Below are 16,151 nucleotides of genomic sequence, written 5' to 3' on the forward strand. Positions count from 1 at the left end.
TGTTCTATATAATTTATAGGTGGATTTAGAGGCTTATGGGGACATTTACAGTAAATATGAAATTGCGCCCTTGTTCTGGTAAATTCAGTAACCGGTAACGGCTGATATGATTGAAATAGGCCGTATTGAGTAAGTTATTGGCGCCTAGGATGCATTTAATTTTTTGATTGGCAATTATTACATCAAAGGCAATTCCCATATCAAGAATGAAACTGTCTGGGGTTTCCCTTTCGTTTCTGTCCGTTCTGTTCTGTTGAAAATTGTAGCGACCGGAAAGATAAAACGAAGTGTTTTTTACACGTTTGAATTCGGCAAAATCATATTCCAGTTTGCCCACTACTGCCGGTTGGGGAGTCAATGGCAGGCCTAGGTTACTGTTCAGATTTAGGTTTTGAACAAAATCTAAGGCCAGATCGGCATGTAGCTGGAAAGGGAATTCATAGCCTGCGGTGATTTCAAAACCGTTAAAAATCGCATTGTCTTGCCTGTACTCCCACAAGGTTCCTCCTGATGCTAGAGGTGAAAAATTTCCGGTCGGAGACAGATAGATATAATCGGTGTAATATCCATAGAAAGCGGCTACTTCTAGAAATAGGGATTTAGATTGGTGCAAATACGTAACATCTGCTTGATAGCCCCTTTCCACACCTAAATTAGGGTCGCCCAATTCATGTCTGAAATTACCATGATGAACTCCGTTGCTAGATAATTCTATGGCCGTAGGAAACCTAAAACTATTCCCCAGGTTTAGTTTTATATGGTTTTGACTATTGGCTTTATATGATAGGCCTGCCGATGCACTTATGTTGTCAAAGCTGCGCTCGAATTCAGGCGTTCTTTCTGTGAATTCTCCTGTTGGCAATAATGTTCCTGGGTCATATATTGGTTGTAAATGACGTTCAATATCATGAGAGCCTATATCGTAACGAACACCAAAATTTGTCATCCAATTATTAGAAATATCTATAGATTGGTAATGGTACAGGCCAAGCTGAAAACTTTTAAAAACGGGGAGTAAGTATTCAAAACCATCTTTGTTATTCCGCATATGTTGCAATTGCGTTCCAAACATGAGTTGATGATTGGGGTTCGGGTTTAGACCAAATCGTAAATTGGCGGTGTAGGTGTCTAAATAAAGACCTAGTGCAAGATTGGAGTCTACCTGTTCTGGCGATATTCCGTGAGCCCCGGGAAACGATAATTCCTCTCTATTATTTCTCTGATATCCTAAGTCCAATTCTAAACTATGAGGTCCAAAATTTAGAGTGGTATTGCTTGTAATGGCATGATGACTATTTTCTTGGCGAGGAACATCTATATCTCTGTACTCACCATTATGCTGAAGGTTGTAAGCTCTTGGTAGTCCTATTGCCCCAGTAAAAATTCCCGCTTTTTGGTTGAAGCTGGATAGATGTAAACTGGATTCGAAATTTTCAGAATCATAACCAATAGCACCACTAAAATGAAGTTCCTTGCCTGCGGTATTTTTAAGCCTGTTGTCATAAATGGGTAGGTTAAAACCGGCATAGGTGAACTCATCGGAAGGAACGGTATAATCGCCATAGTCTTGATAGGTAGACCTGGCACTATAGAACCAGTTGTTATGCTTTCCTTTCCATTCAAGAGAATTTGAAATAGCACCGTTATTGGTCTGATAGGAAGAACTCAGTTCAATATTATTGCCATTTTCAGCTAATCGTGTGCCTTCTGTAATATTGATGACCCCACCCATACCATCTGACCCGTAGAGTAAGGAAGCTGGGCCTTTTATTATTTCTACGTTTTCAATATCGAAGGGGTCTATTTCAAGTCCGTGATCTGCACCCCATTGTTGCCCCTCTTGCTTAATACCACGATTGTTTACCAAGATGCGATTGAAACCCATTCCTCTTATGATGGGTTTTGCAATAGCAACCCCTACATTCATAGTGTTTATTCCTGGTATAGATGCTAGGGCACCTGCAAAAGTTCCCGTATTATTTTTTGAGATAAAGTCTTGGTCAATGATGACAATGGACTGTGATTGATTAATGGCCCGTTGTAATATTCTAGATTGTACCACGGTTACCTCGTCTAAATTTGTAACGGCATCTGGCATGGTAATAGTCATGGAAGATGAGGTTTTCAATTCACTTAAGGTTATTTGTACTGGAGCATGAGCTAAGTGCTTTATATTTAGAAATAGAATGGAATCGTTAGGCTGAATGTGTATTTGAAAATATCCTTCCGAATCTGTTGTCGTATACTTTGAGCTAGGTGATGTCTTGACCGTGGCACCTATGATAGGAAAACCTTTGACGTTCAAAACATGACCATTAATTTCTTGTGATGACCCTATATAGAAAAAGCTTAGAGCGCCTAAAAAAATTAAGAATCGCCATTTAAAGCTAATTTTAGTTTTGTGCATGAATGGATGTTGAATCACTTGAGATTGATAAAATTGCCCTAGAGATTTTTTATAATTGACTGATAATCAATTTTCCCAATAAATGATTGAGTCCAGTTGAATAGGTGTAGTTATAAAAGACCAAAAAAGGAGTAGAAAGAGTCCGAAAATAAGAGGGATAGTAAGCGTCTACAAGGATGTTTTTATACAGCCAATTCTACCTAAAAATCACATATATAGGCAGGCGGTTATATAAAAATAGTTTGCGAAAAGACGTATTTATCCCAAGAAAATAACAGGAGGTGGTTTGTTGTAGAAATATACCCAGAGTATGTTTTTATGATAAGGTGCAAGGTACTTACTTTCTGATTTCTGTTCGTGTAGTATAGAAAAATCAGTTTTGACAATTTTTGATACCAAAACGTCTTGGTAGATGGGAGTATCTTGGTTGGAGCTAGAAATAAGCGTACACAGCTCACAATGCTCCATTTCCGAATCGGTTAGAGCATGAGAAGCCATGTGCAGGTTAACTACCCGTAATAAAATAAAGGCAGTTAAGAGAAAATAGGAAATATTACGTTTCAAATTTGTTCCCAAAATAAAAGTTTAGTGGATGTAATGTCTCTTAAATAAATAGAGTAATATGCTACTATAGTTAAAGCAAGCATCTGTAATAATATTATTCGAAATGAATAATAAATTGCATTGTCAGTGTCGTTTTTTAAACGATACAAACCGGCTTGTTCACATAGTAATAAGAAGTATTTTACTAAACTATTGGGGGTGCCCTTAATTGGAAATTAGTCTTTGAATAAGAGTCAATGACTACGGAAGAAAAAAGCTGCTCATCACGTTGAGCATATTCAAAACGAATAATATCCGGTAATACAGAAAAGTCGTAATTGAATGAAGTTAGTTGTATATGGTAAACATTACAATCTGTAGGAGCCTCGTGGTAATGCTCACTACTATCGTTACAAACTTCATGTTCATGACCTTCAAAAAAGTGAAAAAGTTCAACAGTAGAAGGAAACAGTAATGCACAAAACAGCAAGAATGCTGTAATTGATTTTACTATTTGCTTACTATGATTCACTTCTTTTGTTTTTGGGAATTTTCTGCTAGCAGCAAATATAGAAAGTCTGGATACAAAAACAAATGAAAGGATTGTCCAACAGGATAATTTAACAAGATAGGAATCAATTTATATAAAAAAACCATCAATAAAAAATTGATGGTTTTTTTGGTGGAGAATACCGGAGTCGAACCGGTGACCTCTTGCCTGCCAGGCAAGCGCTCTAGCCAGCTGAGCTAATCCCCCATTTAGGCTGGCGTAAAGAAAATACTTTTATACTAAGTATCAAAATTGTGAGCCAAGTAATTACTGCTGCCTATTTAATCCTTTTTTACGCTCAGTACAAGTACAGGAACTCGGGCCGAAAACTCAGATTTTTGTATGGTATTCTTTTCCCATAGTTTTTTGAAAAACCCTCTTTTACGTCTAAAAACACATAACATATCTGGTTGTTGTGATTCAAAACGTTCTAGAACACCAAGATAGGTGGTAGGCGCCTCTGTCATGGTTATTTGCGAGCTTGCGTCCATCAATGCGGTATTTATTCGTAAATCATCATCGGAATAGCCAGGTGTCTTTACTAAAAGCAAGTTTACCGTAGAACCAAACTTCTTTTTGATTTCCAATAACGGGTATAGAATACGGTTTCTTTTAAGAATACCAGATTTAAAAGCCGTCAAAATAGTCTTTGGTGGCGTCATTACGTGACCTTTAGGAACTATTAAAGTTGGTATATCTGTCTGTTTAATTATTTTTCCAGAGGTATAGCCTAAATAAAATTCCTCCGTAACATCATTACTTCTTGGAGCCATGATAATGAGATCTATGCCTAGTTCTTTATCAATATCCTTTAAACCATCTACAATACTACCGTTATACGTAGCAATAGTGATATTAACGCCTTTCGCATCAATTTTATCAATTACTTCCTTTAATCGTTCTTTTCCACTTTCTGCTACTTTTTTTGTAACATTGGCCAAACTTTTACCAGCTCCCACAGAAACATTAAAAACCTCCATTACATAAACTCGAGAATCGAATTGCTCAGCAAAATCAACAGCGTATTGTAAAGTTTGGTGTGCATCGGGAGAAATACCTATGGGTACTAGTATATGTTTCATATGTTATTGGATTTATCGTTTAAATTTACAATTAAAATAGGATCCTAAAAATGGTAAGGTCAGCAAAGTTATCGGAAATACCTCAGATTCTCAACATTACTAGAGCATGTGCCGCTGCAATGATTAAAAACGGCATTTACCAATGGAACGAGGATTACCCAAATAAAGAGGCTTTTGAGTTAGATATTGAACGAGGAGAACTGTACGTTTTGGAAGAAGATGGACGAATAATCGGTACTATCGTGCTCTCCACACTAATGGACGAAGAATATGTGCCTATTGAGTGGTTGACACCATCAAACAATAATATCTACATACATAGAGTTTCGGTACATCCTGATTTACAGGGTAAGGGCTACGCCCAAAAGTTGATGGCTTTTGCTGAAAACTATGCGCGGGAAAATAAATTTGCATCGGTACGGCTAGACACTTTCAGCCAAAATAAGCGAAACCAGAAATTTTATGAGACTAGAGGTTTTGAACGTTTGGGTGATATTTTCTTTCCAAAACAGAGCGAGCATCCCTTTCATTGTTATGAATTAGTGTTGTAATTTTGGCCCCTTGAAGGCCGAAATCAATTTTAAGTCCATTAATAAATTAGCAATACCAGCAACGATTGCAGGTATTGCAGAACCGCTGTTGTCTATTACGGATACGGCTATTGTGGGTAATATTCCTGTAGATGGGCTAGAATCGCTAGCAGCAGCTGGTATTGTTGGTTCTTTTCTTTCCATGTTAATATGGATTTTAGGTCAGACCCGTAGCGCTATATCGGCCATTATTTCTCAATATTTAGGTGCCGGACGTATAGAAGAGGTAAAAACGTTGCCGGCGCAAGCTATCTTTTTGAATATAGGTTTGAGTATTGTCGTTCTGTTGTCTACTATTTTTATCGTCAAAGATATTTTTGAACTACTTAATGCCACAGGCAAGATTCTAGAGTATTGCGTTTCTTACTATTCTATAAGGGTTTGGGGCTTTCCGCTCACACTTTTTGTATTTGCCGTTATGGGTATTTTTCGCGGGTTACAGAATACCTACTATCCCATGCTGATTGCTATTGTTGGGGCCGTTCTAAATGTTGGGCTTGATTTTGCCTTTGTTTACGGGATAGAAGGGATTATTGAACCCATGTATTTGGAAGGTGCAGCTTGGGCAAGCCTTTTGGCACAAGGAATCATGGCCGTTATGGCCTTTATACTTTTGGTAACCAAGACAGCTATTAGTCTTAAGTTAAAATTACCGATTCACGATGAGTTAGGTAGGTTGGTAGTCATGAGCCTTAATCTGTTTGTACGTGCTCTGGCGTTAAATACAGCATTGATTTTGGCAGTTCGCGAAGCAACGCAACTGGGTCCTAAATTTATAGGAGCACATACCATTGCAATTAATATTTGGTTGTTCTCTGCCTTTTTTATTGATGGCTATGCGGCTGCCGGAAATATTATGGGCGGTAGGCTTTTGGGAGAGAAAAACTATAAAGGTTTATGGCAATTGGCAAAAAAGATAATGCTATATGGTCTGTTGGTAAGTTTACTATTAATGGTAGTAGGGTTTTTATTCTATAAACCTATAGGTCTTATTTTTTCTAAGGAAACAGTAGTGCTTAATGCCTTTTACGCCATATTTTTTATTATTATTTTAGGTTTACCAATGAATACCATTGCCTTTATTTTTGATGGAATTTTTAAAGGGATGGGTGAAATGAAATACTTAAGAAACACCTTGCTAGCTGCTACTTTTTTAGGTTTTGTTCCTGTTCTCTTCATAGGAAAGTATATGAATTTGGGTTTATACGGAATCTGGATTGCCTTTACCGTGTGGATGGTCATCCGTGGGGGAGCTCTGGTCGTTAAGTTTATCAGAAAGTTTCGACCTCTAGTGCAAAACGAGTAATTTTGATGATACATTTGTTCAACATTTAAATCACAATTATGGGAACTACCCGAGAAAACGGAAGCCTTTATATCAAAATAGATAATAAGATAGCTACCATAGAGTTTGGTCATCCGGCCAGTAATTCTTTTACTGCTGAGCTATTGGGCCGTTTGACTGCGGAGATTGATAAACTCTCTAATAATGATGATATAACCGTTATTGTATTGAAATCTGAAGGAGACCGTGCTTTCTGTGCAGGTGCATCTTTTGATGAGCTTATGGCGGTGTCTACTTTAGAAGAGGGCAAGGTATTTTTTAGTGGTTTTGCCAATGTAATCAATGCTATGCGCAAATGTAAAAAGGTCATTGTAGGCCGTGTTCAAGGTAAAACAGTAGGTGGAGGCGTAGGTCTTGTTGCTGCGTGCGATTATGTTTATGCATCTGAAGCGGCGTCAATACGTTTGTCCGAGCTTACTATTGGTATTGCTCCGTTGGTCATTGCTCCAGCGGTGGAACGAAAAATAGGAACGGCCGCTATTTCTGAGCTCTCATTGGCACCTACCGAATGGAAGAGTGCTTATTGGGCACAGGAAAAGGGTCTCTTTTCTAAAGTGTTTGATGATACAAAGGAATTGGATAAGGACCTGGATTTTCATGTACAGAAACTAGCCGATTACAATCCCGAAGCCCTTGAAGAATGGAAAAAAGCACTTTGGCATGGTACGGATCATTGGAACGATCTTTTGGTTGAGCGGGCGGCCATAAGTGGTAAGTTAGTACTTTCAGATTTTACGCGTAATGCATTATCTAAATTCAAAAAATAACAATAACCGACTGTCGTTGACGTTTTACTTTTTTAAATCTCAGTTATGAATATTTTAGATTTCCTGAATGGCGACCTTGTTTTTCCACTTCTCGCTCTTTTTGTAGTAGTTATATACTTTGTAAATCGCGTTCGCGCAAAAAAAAGATATAGGAGATAGTTTCCCTTTATTTAAACGGATTAGCGGGTTTTTAGCCAGCCAGTAATGCTCAGCCGTTCGCGTTTTGCAGGCTTCACCTCGTGCTCTATATCTCGACTTTCAAAAATTACCGCTCTGCCAGGAAGCGGATAGATGGTTTTCGGAATTTCGCCGTTTTCCCCATTCAGATAAAGTACTAATTCGCCACCGTGTTCAGGTTGCCAGTCATCTTCGTTCAAATAGCAGACAATAGAAAGTTTTCGTCGGTCATCATTTTGGAAGGTGTCTAGATGTCTTGCGTAAAACTTCCCTTCAGGGTAAACGGCGTAATGAAATTCTTTTCTCATAATGCCAAGAAAACAGGTTCTATTAAGATAAGAGGCTAAATCATTAATGCGGTCAAAGAAAAATTTATGGCTGGTATTTATTACATTTTCGTCCATCCAAAGAATAAAATCACCGCGTATTCCGGTTTGTACCACTTCGTTTAGTCGGTTTCCAATGGCTGCTTTTTTAAACAAGTCATCTTCATATTTCTCTAAAAGGTCTGTTCGCAGGGCGTTCACAGTGACAGGGGAAAGTAAATCATCAACTACACTGTAGCCGTTTTCTAGGATATCAGAAATTATCTTTTCGTAATGCGGTTTCACCGCAAAGTCTAATTGATTATACAGTTCTTCCACTTAGGACAAAATTTAAAAGCCGGCAAATGTAATCTATAAACGGATTGGTTTTACAAATTGAATACCTTTGCACTACAATCCTATTTCATGAGTAAAATTAGAATTACCAAACAGTTCAATTTTGAGACCGGACATGCGCTTTACGGCTATGACGGAAAGTGTAGAAATGTGCATGGCCACAGCTATAAATTATCGGTAACGGTAATTGGTCGTCCAATTACGGATACAAGCCATGTAAAGCAGGGTATGGTTATCGATTTTGGTGATTTAAAGAAAATCGTTAAAGAAGAAATTGTGGACCAGTTTGATCACGCTACGGTTTTTAATAAAAACACACCACACGTAGAGCTTGCAAAAGAATTGACCGATAGAGGGCATAGCGTTATTTTGGCAGATTACCAACCGACCAGTGAAAATATGGTTATTGATTTTTCAAAGAAAATTAAAGCTAGGTTGCCCGAGAATATAAGTTTACATTCTTTGAAGCTTCAAGAGACCGATACTTCGTTTGCCGAGTGGTACGCATCCGATAATCAATAACACCTTCCTCAAAAGGGTATTCGTTATATTTGACATCAGATGAAAACCATTACCGTTCCTCAAGGCAAAAAAGTCTATTTTTCCAGTGATAATCACCTAGGTGCGCCAACTATGGCGGAAAGCCGTCCGCGTGAAAAGAAATTTGTTGCGTGGTTAGATGAAATCAAAGAAGATGCCGCAGCCATTTTTTTAATGGGTGACCTTTTTGATTTTTGGGCGGAGTACAAAACCGTAGTACCTAAAGGTTTTACCCGTACAATGGGAAAACTAGCCGAAATATCCGATTCTGGTATCCCTATTTATTTCTTTGTTGGAAATCATGATTTGTGGATGGATGGTTATTTTGAAGAAGAACTTAATATTCCTGTTTTTCATAAACCACAGCAATTCAATATTAACGGAGTTTCCTTTTTTATTGGTCATGGAGATGGGTTGGGACCTAATGATATTGGCTTTAAACGCATGAAGAAAGTGTTTACCAATCCTTTAGCTAAATGGCTGTTTAGATGGATGCATCCAGATATAGGTGTACGAGTTGCAAAACATTTATCTGTTAAAAATAAATTGATTTCAGGAGATGACGATGCCAAGTTTTTAGGCGAAGACAATGAATGGTTGGTGCAGTATGCCAAGCGTAAGCTAGAAACAGAGCATTATGACCATTTTATTTTTGGTCACCGCCACTTGCCTATGGAAATAAAGGTAGGTGAGAATTCAAAATACACCAATTTAGGCGATTGGATTCATTATTATACTTATGCTGTTTTTGATGGGGAAAAGCTAAGCCTTGAAAAATATGAACCTACTCATTAGCTTCGTGCTCATCAATATCTTTCTGTAAGTCTAGTTTTCTAAATGAAGGTGAAACAATAGCTGTGGCACCTACTGTAATTAAGGTCATAGCACCACCAAAAACCACTGCGGTTACCGTACCCATCAGTTTTGCTGTTACTCCGCTTTCAAAAGCTCCTAGTTCATTAGAAGACCCAACAAACATAGAGTTAACGGATGCAACACGTCCTCGCATGTTATCCGGAGTTTTAAGTTGCAATATTGTCTGACGAATAATCATAGAAACACCATCTACTGCACCACTTAAGAACAAGGCGATTACTGAAAGCCAGAAGTAGGTAGAAAGGCCAAAAACAATCATACAGAGGCCAAAACCAAATACCGCGAACAGTAATTTCTTACCGGCATTTTTATGTAATGGAAATCGCGTAGACCCCAACATGGTAAGTGCTGCGCCAACCGCTGGTGCGGCTCGTAAAACACCAAAGCCTTCTGAACCTACGTGCAGAATATCTTGTGCAAAGATTGGTAAAAGCGCTACCGCGCCTCCAAAAAGTACTGCAATCATATCTAATGTTAATGCTCCAAAAACAGCTTTGGTACTGAATACAAACCGAAGTCCTTCTCGTAAACTTTCAAATACCGGTTCTCCTATTTTAGGGTTAAGAATGGGTTTTGTCGAAATTTGAAATAAGGATATCAATGCCAGTATTGAGAAACCAAAAATGAGGCACATAGACCAATGAACGCCAATCCAGCTAATAGAAAACCCAGCTAAAGCAGGTCCTAAAACGGAAGCCAATTGCCAAGTAGTACTGCTCCATGTTGCAGCATTGGGGTATATTTTCTTAGGAACGATTAAGGCTATTAAAGAGAATATGGTTGGCCCAAGAAACGAACGAACAATACCACCTAGGAAAACCAAAAAGTAAATACCGTATAAAATGGTCTTGGTTTCTAGCTTATCTTCCATAGAAGGCCAACTGAGCATAAAGAGCCCAAAACTGATTACTGAGAAACCCAAAATGCATTTTATTAAAAGATTACGTTTCTCTTTTTGATCTACAATATGCCCTGCAAAAAGAGCCATGGATACAGCTGGAATCACTTCCATAAGCCCAATAATACCCAAAGAAAGTGGGTCTTTGGTCATGGAATATACTTGCCACTCTATAACAATGAACTGCATAGACCATGCAAATACCATAGCAAAACGAACCAACAAAAAGATGTTGAATTCTTTATAACGTAAGGCTGCATAAGGATCCATAAACGCGCTTTTTCGATAGAAATAAGGCGCAAAGATATTATTATAATCCGATGAACGGTACGCTTAAAATACAAAAGGCCGTTTAAGTTACTGTTTCCTAAAACCGACTGAGTAGTCAGTTTTTTAAAGCCTTGAATTCACTGTGTAAGGGCACTTCATCGACGAACGGTTATTTTTTAAATGCGAAATGTGATAATTATATGCTTGTAAAGCACTGTAGAAATCAAAACCAACCAAGTAGTTTGTAATTTTATTTAGAGTAACCGAGCAAAAGCATTAACAAGCCTAATTTATATAGGGCTTATCGATGGACTGCGTAGTAAGAAATCCGTTAAATGGTAATTTCAATCCGGTTGCCTTCTGGGTCTTGGATAACGCTTTCATAATAACCGTCTCCTGTAGTTCTCGGTTCACCAGGAATTTGAAATCCGTCAGACCTAAGTTGCTCGGTAATGGCATCTACTTTTTCTTTTGAACCTACGGAGAGCGCAAAATGAATAAAGCCCAAATGTTCTTCTGTAGAATCTGATGCCTTTGTGATTTCCGGTTTGTGCATAAGCTCCAATCGCGAGCCTTCATCAAAACTTAAAAAGTGAGACGTGAAGTTTTTATTTGGATTGTGATACCGTTCTCCGCAAACAGCATCAAAGTAATGCTCGTAAAAATGACGCGTGGCTTCAAGGTCAGATACCCAGATGGCGAGGTGTTCTATTTTCATTGTATGTCTTTTAATTTCATCTGCAAGCTTATATTTCCTTGCCATTCATTTTCATCTAGAGAAAAGACAGCACTAAAAGGTTTCTTGTTGGCTACTATGGGGAGTTTATCACCCATATTAAAACCAATGCCTCCAATAGGACCAATTCCGTTTTGAGTAGCAGCTAACTTAAGATGTGCCCCATCTTCACCTACACCTTTTGCATAGCCTGTATCTATTAGATTTTCTGACATGAATGTTGGAGTCATGTTACCAGGCCCAAAAGGAGCGAACTGTTTTAGGATACGCATCAGTTTTGGTGAAATATCCTTAAAATCTAATTGAGCATCTATGGAGATTTCTGGAATCAACAATTTTGGGTCTATGGTTTCGGAGACTACTTTTTCGAATTGTGCTTTGAAGTTTTCGAACTGATTTTCTAGTAATGTGAGTCCGGCAGCATATTTATGTCCTCCAAACTGCTCAATGCAATCTGCACAGCCCTGTAAGGCGTTATACACATCAAAACCTTTTACGGAACGTGCGGAAGCTGCCAACTTATCGCCACTTTTAGTAAAGACCAGTGTTGGACGGTAATAGGTTTCGGTAAGTCGCGAAGCAACAATACCGATAACGCCTTTGTGCCACGAGTCTTTATAAACTACAGAAGTAAAACGTTCTTCTTCTTTATTATGAAGAATCTGTTCAAGGGCCTCTACAGTGATTTCTTTGTCGAGTCCACGCCTGTCTTGATTGAATTTTTCAATCTGGGCAGCAAAGGTTTCGGCTTGGGTGAAATTGGTTTCGGTCAACAGGTTTACAGCATGTTGCCCATGTTCCATTCGGCCAGCGGCATTTATCCGCGGAGCGATAATGAACACTACATCTGTAATAGTAAGTACCGATTTTTTTATTTGATTAATAATGGCCTTGAAGCCAATTCTGGGATTGGTATTAATTACCCGAAGTCCAAAATAGGCCAATACGCGGTTCTCGCCTGTCATCGGAACAATATCTGCACCAATGGCCGTAGCAACCAAATCAAGATAAGGAATTAGGTCCTCAACAGTTTCCCCTTGTCGGGAGCCTAACGCCTGAATCAGTTTAAAACCAACGCCACAGCCACAAAGCTCATCGTATGGATAGTTGCAATCATCACGTTTAGGGTCAAGAACTGCTACCGCATCTGGTAGCGAATTACCGGGTCTGTGGTGATCACAAATAATAAAATCTATTCCTTTTTCTTTCGCATAAGCCACCTTGTCAATAGCCTTTACACCACAATCTAGTGCGATAATCAACGAAAAATCGTTGTCTTCGGCAAAGTCTACCCCTTTAAAAGAGACACCATACCCTTCGGTATATCTGTCTGGAATATAGGTGGCAACATTGGGGTAATAGCTTAGCAAATAGGAAGAAACCAAAGCTACTGAAGTGGTACCGTCCACATCATAATCGCCATAAACCAAAATATTTTCATTATTGGCAATGGCTTCTTCAATGCGTTCTACCGCAATGTGCATGTCCTTCATTAAAAAAGGATCGTGCAAATGAGTTAACTCTGGTCGAAAAAAGTTCTTAGCCGCCTCATAAGTAGTTATACCCCTTTGCAATAAAAGTTGAGCCACTAAATCGTCAACCTTGAGCGCATTAGCCAATTGGTCAATAGCATCTTGTTGAGGTTTTGGTTTAATGGTCCAGCGCATAGGGTGTGAAAGTTTAAGTATCAAGTTTAACTCTTGAACTTTAATTTTGAGCTTTAACTTTAGGTTTTAAACTTAGTCCTTATGAAAAATAGTCTTGATTTCTAATGTTGCAAATTGACGGAACATCTGCATTACACCACAATACTTTTCTACAGATAGGTCTACGGCTCTTTGTAATTTTTTCTCCGCTAGGTCTTTTCCGTGAAAATGGTACTCTATGGTAACGGCATCGTAAAATTTTGGATGCTCATCAGTTAGATTGGCGATAGTTTCAATATGAAAATCATCTACCTCTAGCTTCATTTTTTTGATAAGCGCGGCTACATCGAGACCTGAACAACCTGCCAGACCAGATAGCATTAAAGCTTTTGGTCGCAATCCTTTTCCTTCGCCGCCATCATCCGGACCCGCATCTATTTTTAAGGTTAGACCTGATGGGTTCGTGCTTTCGAACTGCATGTTGCCAAGCCATTTGGTTGTAATATGATTTGTAGTACCCATAATTTTTTATGTTTCTAGTAAGAATCAAAAATACGATTAATAGATAGATTTTGAAGTTGGAAATTGATCTTGTCTGTATTTGTGATGAATAAGAATGTTTTTGAAGAAATACCGAGATTACTGATACTACAAGTCACTTTCTAAATTTTTTTTATAGAATTAAGCATTTATGATTAGCCAATAATCCAAGTTTTACGTTATATGATTGAGCGGAAGTCATTTACTCTAATCAATAATAAGATTCGTTGAAAGATAACAAAGATTTATTAGCCTATGTACTCATTTTGATAAGTCTAATTTCACTTATCATTCTGGATGAGCAGATCTCTGCAAGTTTGAGACAGTTTCTGTATGGTTTTATTCCATTGTGTTTTGGATATATTTTAAAATGAACTTTGATATGAACATATTGACTAAGTTAAAAGGGAAATATCTTTATAAATCTATAAAGTTGATAGTATTTTGTATTTCCTTCATTATAATAGTATTATTTATCCTTGTCGTTTCGTTCAATGAAAAATTTACTAATGTTTTAATTGCGCTTTAGTTTTGATGAATTGTAAAATATCAGGTTAAGGCTAATCTAAAATCATTTTGACCCGCTTTTGTAACTCCGGTACCACATCGGACTCAAACCAAGGATTTTTTGACATCCAAAAACGATTTATTGGAGAAGGATGTGGTAAAGGAAAAAACTTGGGTAGAAATTCATGATAACTAGCTACATTTTCGGTGAGGTTTCTTTTGTACAATTCTTTTAAATAATGGTCTTGTGCATATTTGCCAATTACAAGTGTCAACCGTACTTGCTCTAAATGGCTCCAGAAAACATCGTGCCATAAGGGTGCACATTCTTTACGAGGAGGGAGGTCACCAGTTTTTCCTTTTCCTGGAAAGCAGAATCCCATAGGTAAAACCGCAAAATTATCCGGATTGTAGAACTGTTCTTCCGTTACACCTAACCATTCCCTAAGTTTTCTTCCGCTAGGGTCATCCCATGCTTTATTATGGTCATGGGCCTTTCTGCCAGGTGCTTGGCTGACTAAAATGATTTTAGATTTTTTAGTGCCAGCTAAAATGGGCCTAGGCTCTAAAGGCAAATGGGAGCTGCAAACCTTACACGAACGTATTTCAGAAAGCAGTTTTAGCATACGAGACTATTTCTTTTTCAACGGGTCTTGCGAAAAGGAGAGTCCGTCAAAACCGCTTTTCATAAAGTTACGGATATTTTGGTGTCCCTTACCTTCGGCATCTTTTAGAACATCATTATAATAATAACTTCCAAAACAGGCTAAAGCTTCATCTTTACTAAGTTTTTGTTCTTTGGCAAAAGCAAAAAGTTTGCAAGAACCTGAATTTTGTCCTTCGGCATTTTCTAATGTACCGTTGGTAAAAGCAGTAGGAGTAAAGTCGTAATTAGTATCAATTACCGCCATAGTTTCTGAAAACTCAATGGTTTCAGGGTCGGTTTTTAGTTTTTGTATAAAAGTATCTAATGTCATCTTTATTATTTTTTTCCTGCAACAACTATTACAATCTCACCTTTTGGTGGTTTTTCGGTAAAGTGCTGTACCATTTCTTCGGCTGTGCCCCTCAATGTTTCTTCGTAAAGTTTGGAAAGTTCCCTTGAAACGGAAACTTGTCTGTCCGCTCCAAAATATTCGGCAAATTGCCCTAAGGTCTTAATCAACTTATAAGGCGATTCATAGAAAATAATAGTCCGCGTCTCTTCGGCAAGTAGCTTTAAGCGGGTTTGCCGTCCTTTTTTAGGAGGAAGAAATCCTTCAAAAACAAATTTATCGTTTGGAAGACCACTATTTACTAAAGCAGGTACAAATGCCGTTGCACCGGGAAGACAATCAACCTCAATGTTTTTCTCTACACAAGCCCTAGTCAACAAAAAACCAGGGTCTGATATTGCAGGGGTACCTGCATCTGAAATCAAAGCAATATTTTCGCCGGCTTGTAAACGTCTAACAAGCGCTTCTACAGTTTTATGCTCATTATGCATATGGTGACTTTGCATCTGAGTGGTAATTTCAAAATGCTGAAGCAATTTTCCGCTGGTTCTGGTGTCTTCTGCTAGAATACAATCCACTTCTTTTAAAATGCGAATTGCACGCAAAGTCATGTCTTCAAGATTGCCAATAGGCGTTGGTACCAAATATAATTTTCCCATAAATTTAAGGTCGTAGCTCTCTACCGGTAAAATAGGCGATTAATGTAGCTATTAGCGCAATAAAGGCGAATAGATAATCTTGGCCATCTGTTATATAATGTGCAAAGAACGCTAAAAGTGTATCAAAAAAGAAACCTGCATACGCCCATTCTCTAAGCCATGAGGAGAAATTGCCCCATATGGCTATCAAGCCTAGAATTTTAGCAATGGCCAATGGGTATATGAGATAGGTGGGATAACTTAAATGCTCAAAAAAACCGGCTATCATTTCGTATTTGGTGAAATAATTAAATGCGGAAAAGAGCATAATGGCCGTAAGCAAAACTAAAGCAGACCAATAAAGGGCTTTTTGGGTTTTCAT

Annotated in this window: 18 protein-coding genes and 1 tRNA gene; 5 read left to right on the plus strand and 14 right to left on the minus strand. The window is 38.2% G+C overall.

Features of this window, described 5'->3' with window-relative positions; translation table 11 throughout:
• Positions 1–25: 25 nt before the first annotated feature.
• From IWB64_RS06735 to IWB64_RS06755, 5 genes are all read right to left on the minus strand, one after another.
• A complete protein-coding gene (locus IWB64_RS06735; RefSeq protein ID WP_194533276.1) occupies positions 26–2,407 on the minus strand; it encodes a TonB-dependent receptor in 2,382 nt (793 codons plus the stop codon).
• A 258-nt stretch (positions 2,408–2,665) separates the two neighbouring features.
• Positions 2,666–2,983, minus strand: a complete 318-nt coding sequence (locus IWB64_RS06740; protein ID WP_194533277.1) for a hypothetical protein — start codon at positions 2,981–2,983, stop codon at positions 2,666–2,668.
• A 172-nt stretch (positions 2,984–3,155) separates the two neighbouring features.
• Positions 3,156–3,482: a hypothetical protein gene (locus IWB64_RS06745; RefSeq protein ID WP_194533278.1), complete on the minus strand. Its 327-nt coding sequence runs from the start codon at positions 3,480–3,482 to the stop codon at positions 3,156–3,158.
• 148 nt (positions 3,483–3,630) lie between these two features.
• A tRNA-Ala gene (locus IWB64_RS06750) sits at positions 3,631–3,707 on the minus strand.
• A 74-nt stretch (positions 3,708–3,781) separates the two neighbouring features.
• Entirely contained in the window at positions 3,782–4,582 is an 801-nt protein-coding gene (locus tag IWB64_RS06755) for a universal stress protein (RefSeq protein WP_194533279.1), read from the minus strand.
• Positions 4,583–4,632: 50 nt separating this feature from the next.
• Here IWB64_RS06755 and IWB64_RS06760 point away from each other — a divergent pair, with 50 nt between their 5' ends.
• From IWB64_RS06760 to IWB64_RS06770, 3 genes are read left to right on the plus strand one after another with little or no spacing between them, the layout of a single operon-like run.
• Positions 4,633–5,133 carry a GNAT family N-acetyltransferase gene (locus IWB64_RS06760; RefSeq protein ID WP_194533280.1) on the plus strand — a complete coding sequence of 167 codons (501 nt, stop codon included), beginning with the start codon at positions 4,633–4,635 and terminating at the stop codon, positions 5,131–5,133.
• A gap of 10 nt (positions 5,134–5,143) precedes the next feature.
• Complete coding sequence (locus IWB64_RS06765; RefSeq protein ID WP_194533281.1) at positions 5,144–6,478, plus strand: MATE family efflux transporter; 1,335 nt, start codon at positions 5,144–5,146, stop codon at positions 6,476–6,478.
• A gap of 38 nt (positions 6,479–6,516) precedes the next feature.
• The gene (locus tag IWB64_RS06770) at positions 6,517–7,284 is read left to right on the plus strand and encodes an enoyl-CoA hydratase/isomerase family protein (RefSeq protein ID WP_194533282.1); all 768 of its coding nucleotides are present in this window, start codon (positions 6,517–6,519) and stop codon (positions 7,282–7,284) included.
• Positions 7,285–7,463: 179 nt separating this feature from the next.
• On the opposite strand, the gene IWB64_RS06775 is transcribed toward IWB64_RS06770, so the two are convergent.
• Entirely contained in the window at positions 7,464–8,105 is a 642-nt protein-coding gene (locus IWB64_RS06775; protein ID WP_194533283.1) for a 2OG-Fe(II) oxygenase, read from the minus strand.
• Between the two features lie 87 nt (positions 8,106–8,192).
• Here IWB64_RS06775 and IWB64_RS06780 point away from each other — a divergent pair, with 87 nt between their 5' ends.
• A complete protein-coding gene (locus tag IWB64_RS06780) occupies positions 8,193–8,645 on the plus strand; it encodes a 6-pyruvoyl trahydropterin synthase family protein (protein WP_194533284.1) in 453 nt (150 codons plus the stop codon).
• 39 nt (positions 8,646–8,684) lie between these two features.
• A complete protein-coding gene (locus tag IWB64_RS06785) occupies positions 8,685–9,458 on the plus strand; it encodes a UDP-2,3-diacylglucosamine diphosphatase (protein WP_194533285.1) in 774 nt (257 codons plus the stop codon).
• On the opposite strand, the gene IWB64_RS06790 is transcribed toward IWB64_RS06785, so the two are convergent.
• The 8 genes from IWB64_RS06790 to IWB64_RS06825 form a co-directional block, all read right to left on the minus strand.
• On the minus strand, positions 9,448–10,707 hold the full coding sequence (locus IWB64_RS06790) for an MFS transporter (protein ID WP_194533286.1): 1,260 nt from the start codon (positions 10,705–10,707) through the stop codon (positions 9,448–9,450). The two genes, IWB64_RS06785 and IWB64_RS06790, sit on opposite strands and share 11 nt — an antisense overlap.
• Positions 10,708–11,038: 331 nt before the next feature.
• Complete coding sequence (locus IWB64_RS06795) at positions 11,039–11,425, minus strand: VOC family protein (protein ID WP_194533287.1); 387 nt, start codon at positions 11,423–11,425, stop codon at positions 11,039–11,041.
• Positions 11,422–13,110: a single-stranded-DNA-specific exonuclease RecJ gene (gene recJ, locus IWB64_RS06800; RefSeq protein ID WP_194533288.1), complete on the minus strand. Its 1,689-nt coding sequence runs from the start codon at positions 13,108–13,110 to the stop codon at positions 11,422–11,424. Before recJ ends, IWB64_RS06795 begins: the two co-directional genes overlap by 4 nt.
• A 72-nt stretch (positions 13,111–13,182) precedes the next feature.
• A complete protein-coding gene (locus IWB64_RS06805) occupies positions 13,183–13,611 on the minus strand; it encodes an OsmC family protein (RefSeq protein WP_194533289.1) in 429 nt (142 codons plus the stop codon).
• A gap of 578 nt (positions 13,612–14,189) precedes the next feature.
• A complete protein-coding gene (locus tag IWB64_RS06810; RefSeq protein ID WP_194533290.1) occupies positions 14,190–14,762 on the minus strand; it encodes a uracil-DNA glycosylase family protein in 573 nt (190 codons plus the stop codon).
• 6 nt (positions 14,763–14,768) lie between these two features.
• Positions 14,769–15,113, minus strand: a complete 345-nt coding sequence (locus IWB64_RS06815; RefSeq protein WP_194533291.1) for a HopJ type III effector protein — start codon at positions 15,111–15,113, stop codon at positions 14,769–14,771.
• Between the two features lie 5 nt (positions 15,114–15,118).
• Positions 15,119–15,790 (minus strand): 16S rRNA (cytidine(1402)-2'-O)-methyltransferase, encoded by a 672-nt coding sequence (gene rsmI, locus IWB64_RS06820; RefSeq protein WP_194533292.1) that lies wholly within the window; start codon positions 15,788–15,790, stop codon positions 15,119–15,121.
• Positions 15,791–15,794: 4 nt separating this feature from the next.
• A complete protein-coding gene (locus tag IWB64_RS06825) occupies positions 15,795–16,151 on the minus strand; it encodes a DoxX family protein (protein WP_155595460.1) in 357 nt (118 codons plus the stop codon).

The organism is Zobellia nedashkovskayae, assembly GCF_015330125.1.
In the GTDB taxonomy this organism is placed as follows: Bacteria; Bacteroidota; Bacteroidia; order Flavobacteriales; family Flavobacteriaceae; genus Zobellia; species Zobellia nedashkovskayae.

Coding starts and splice junctions, on each gene's coding strand:
- IWB64_RS06735 (WP_194533276.1), bottom strand. CDS start 2,407: ATGCACAAAACTAAAATTAGCTTTAAATGGCGATTCTTAATTTTTTTA.
- IWB64_RS06755 (WP_194533279.1), bottom strand. CDS start 4,582: ATGAAACATATACTAGTACCCATAGGTATTTCTCCCGATGCACACCAA.
- IWB64_RS06760 (WP_194533280.1), top strand. CDS start 4,633: ATGGTAAGGTCAGCAAAGTTATCGGAAATACCTCAGATTCTCAACATT.
- IWB64_RS06770 (WP_194533282.1), top strand. CDS start 6,517: ATGGGAACTACCCGAGAAAACGGAAGCCTTTATATCAAAATAGATAAT.
- IWB64_RS06780 (WP_194533284.1), top strand. CDS start 8,193: ATGAGTAAAATTAGAATTACCAAACAGTTCAATTTTGAGACCGGACAT.
- IWB64_RS06785 (WP_194533285.1), top strand. CDS start 8,685: ATGAAAACCATTACCGTTCCTCAAGGCAAAAAAGTCTATTTTTCCAGT.
- IWB64_RS06790 (WP_194533286.1), bottom strand. CDS start 10,707: ATGGATCCTTATGCAGCCTTACGTTATAAAGAATTCAACATCTTTTTG.
- IWB64_RS06795 (WP_194533287.1), bottom strand. CDS start 11,425: ATGAAAATAGAACACCTCGCCATCTGGGTATCTGACCTTGAAGCCACG.
- recJ (WP_194533288.1), bottom strand. CDS start 13,110: ATGCGCTGGACCATTAAACCAAAACCTCAACAAGATGCTATTGACCAA.
- IWB64_RS06805 (WP_194533289.1), bottom strand. CDS start 13,611: ATGGGTACTACAAATCATATTACAACCAAATGGCTTGGCAACATGCAG.
- IWB64_RS06810 (WP_194533290.1), bottom strand. CDS start 14,762: ATGCTAAAACTGCTTTCTGAAATACGTTCGTGTAAGGTTTGCAGCTCC.
- IWB64_RS06815 (WP_194533291.1), bottom strand. CDS start 15,113: ATGACATTAGATACTTTTATACAAAAACTAAAAACCGACCCTGAAACC.
- rsmI (WP_194533292.1), bottom strand. CDS start 15,790: ATGGGAAAATTATATTTGGTACCAACGCCTATTGGCAATCTTGAAGAC.
- IWB64_RS06825 (WP_155595460.1), bottom strand. CDS start 16,151: ATGAAAACCCAAAAAGCCCTTTATTGGTCTGCTTTAGTTTTGCTTACG.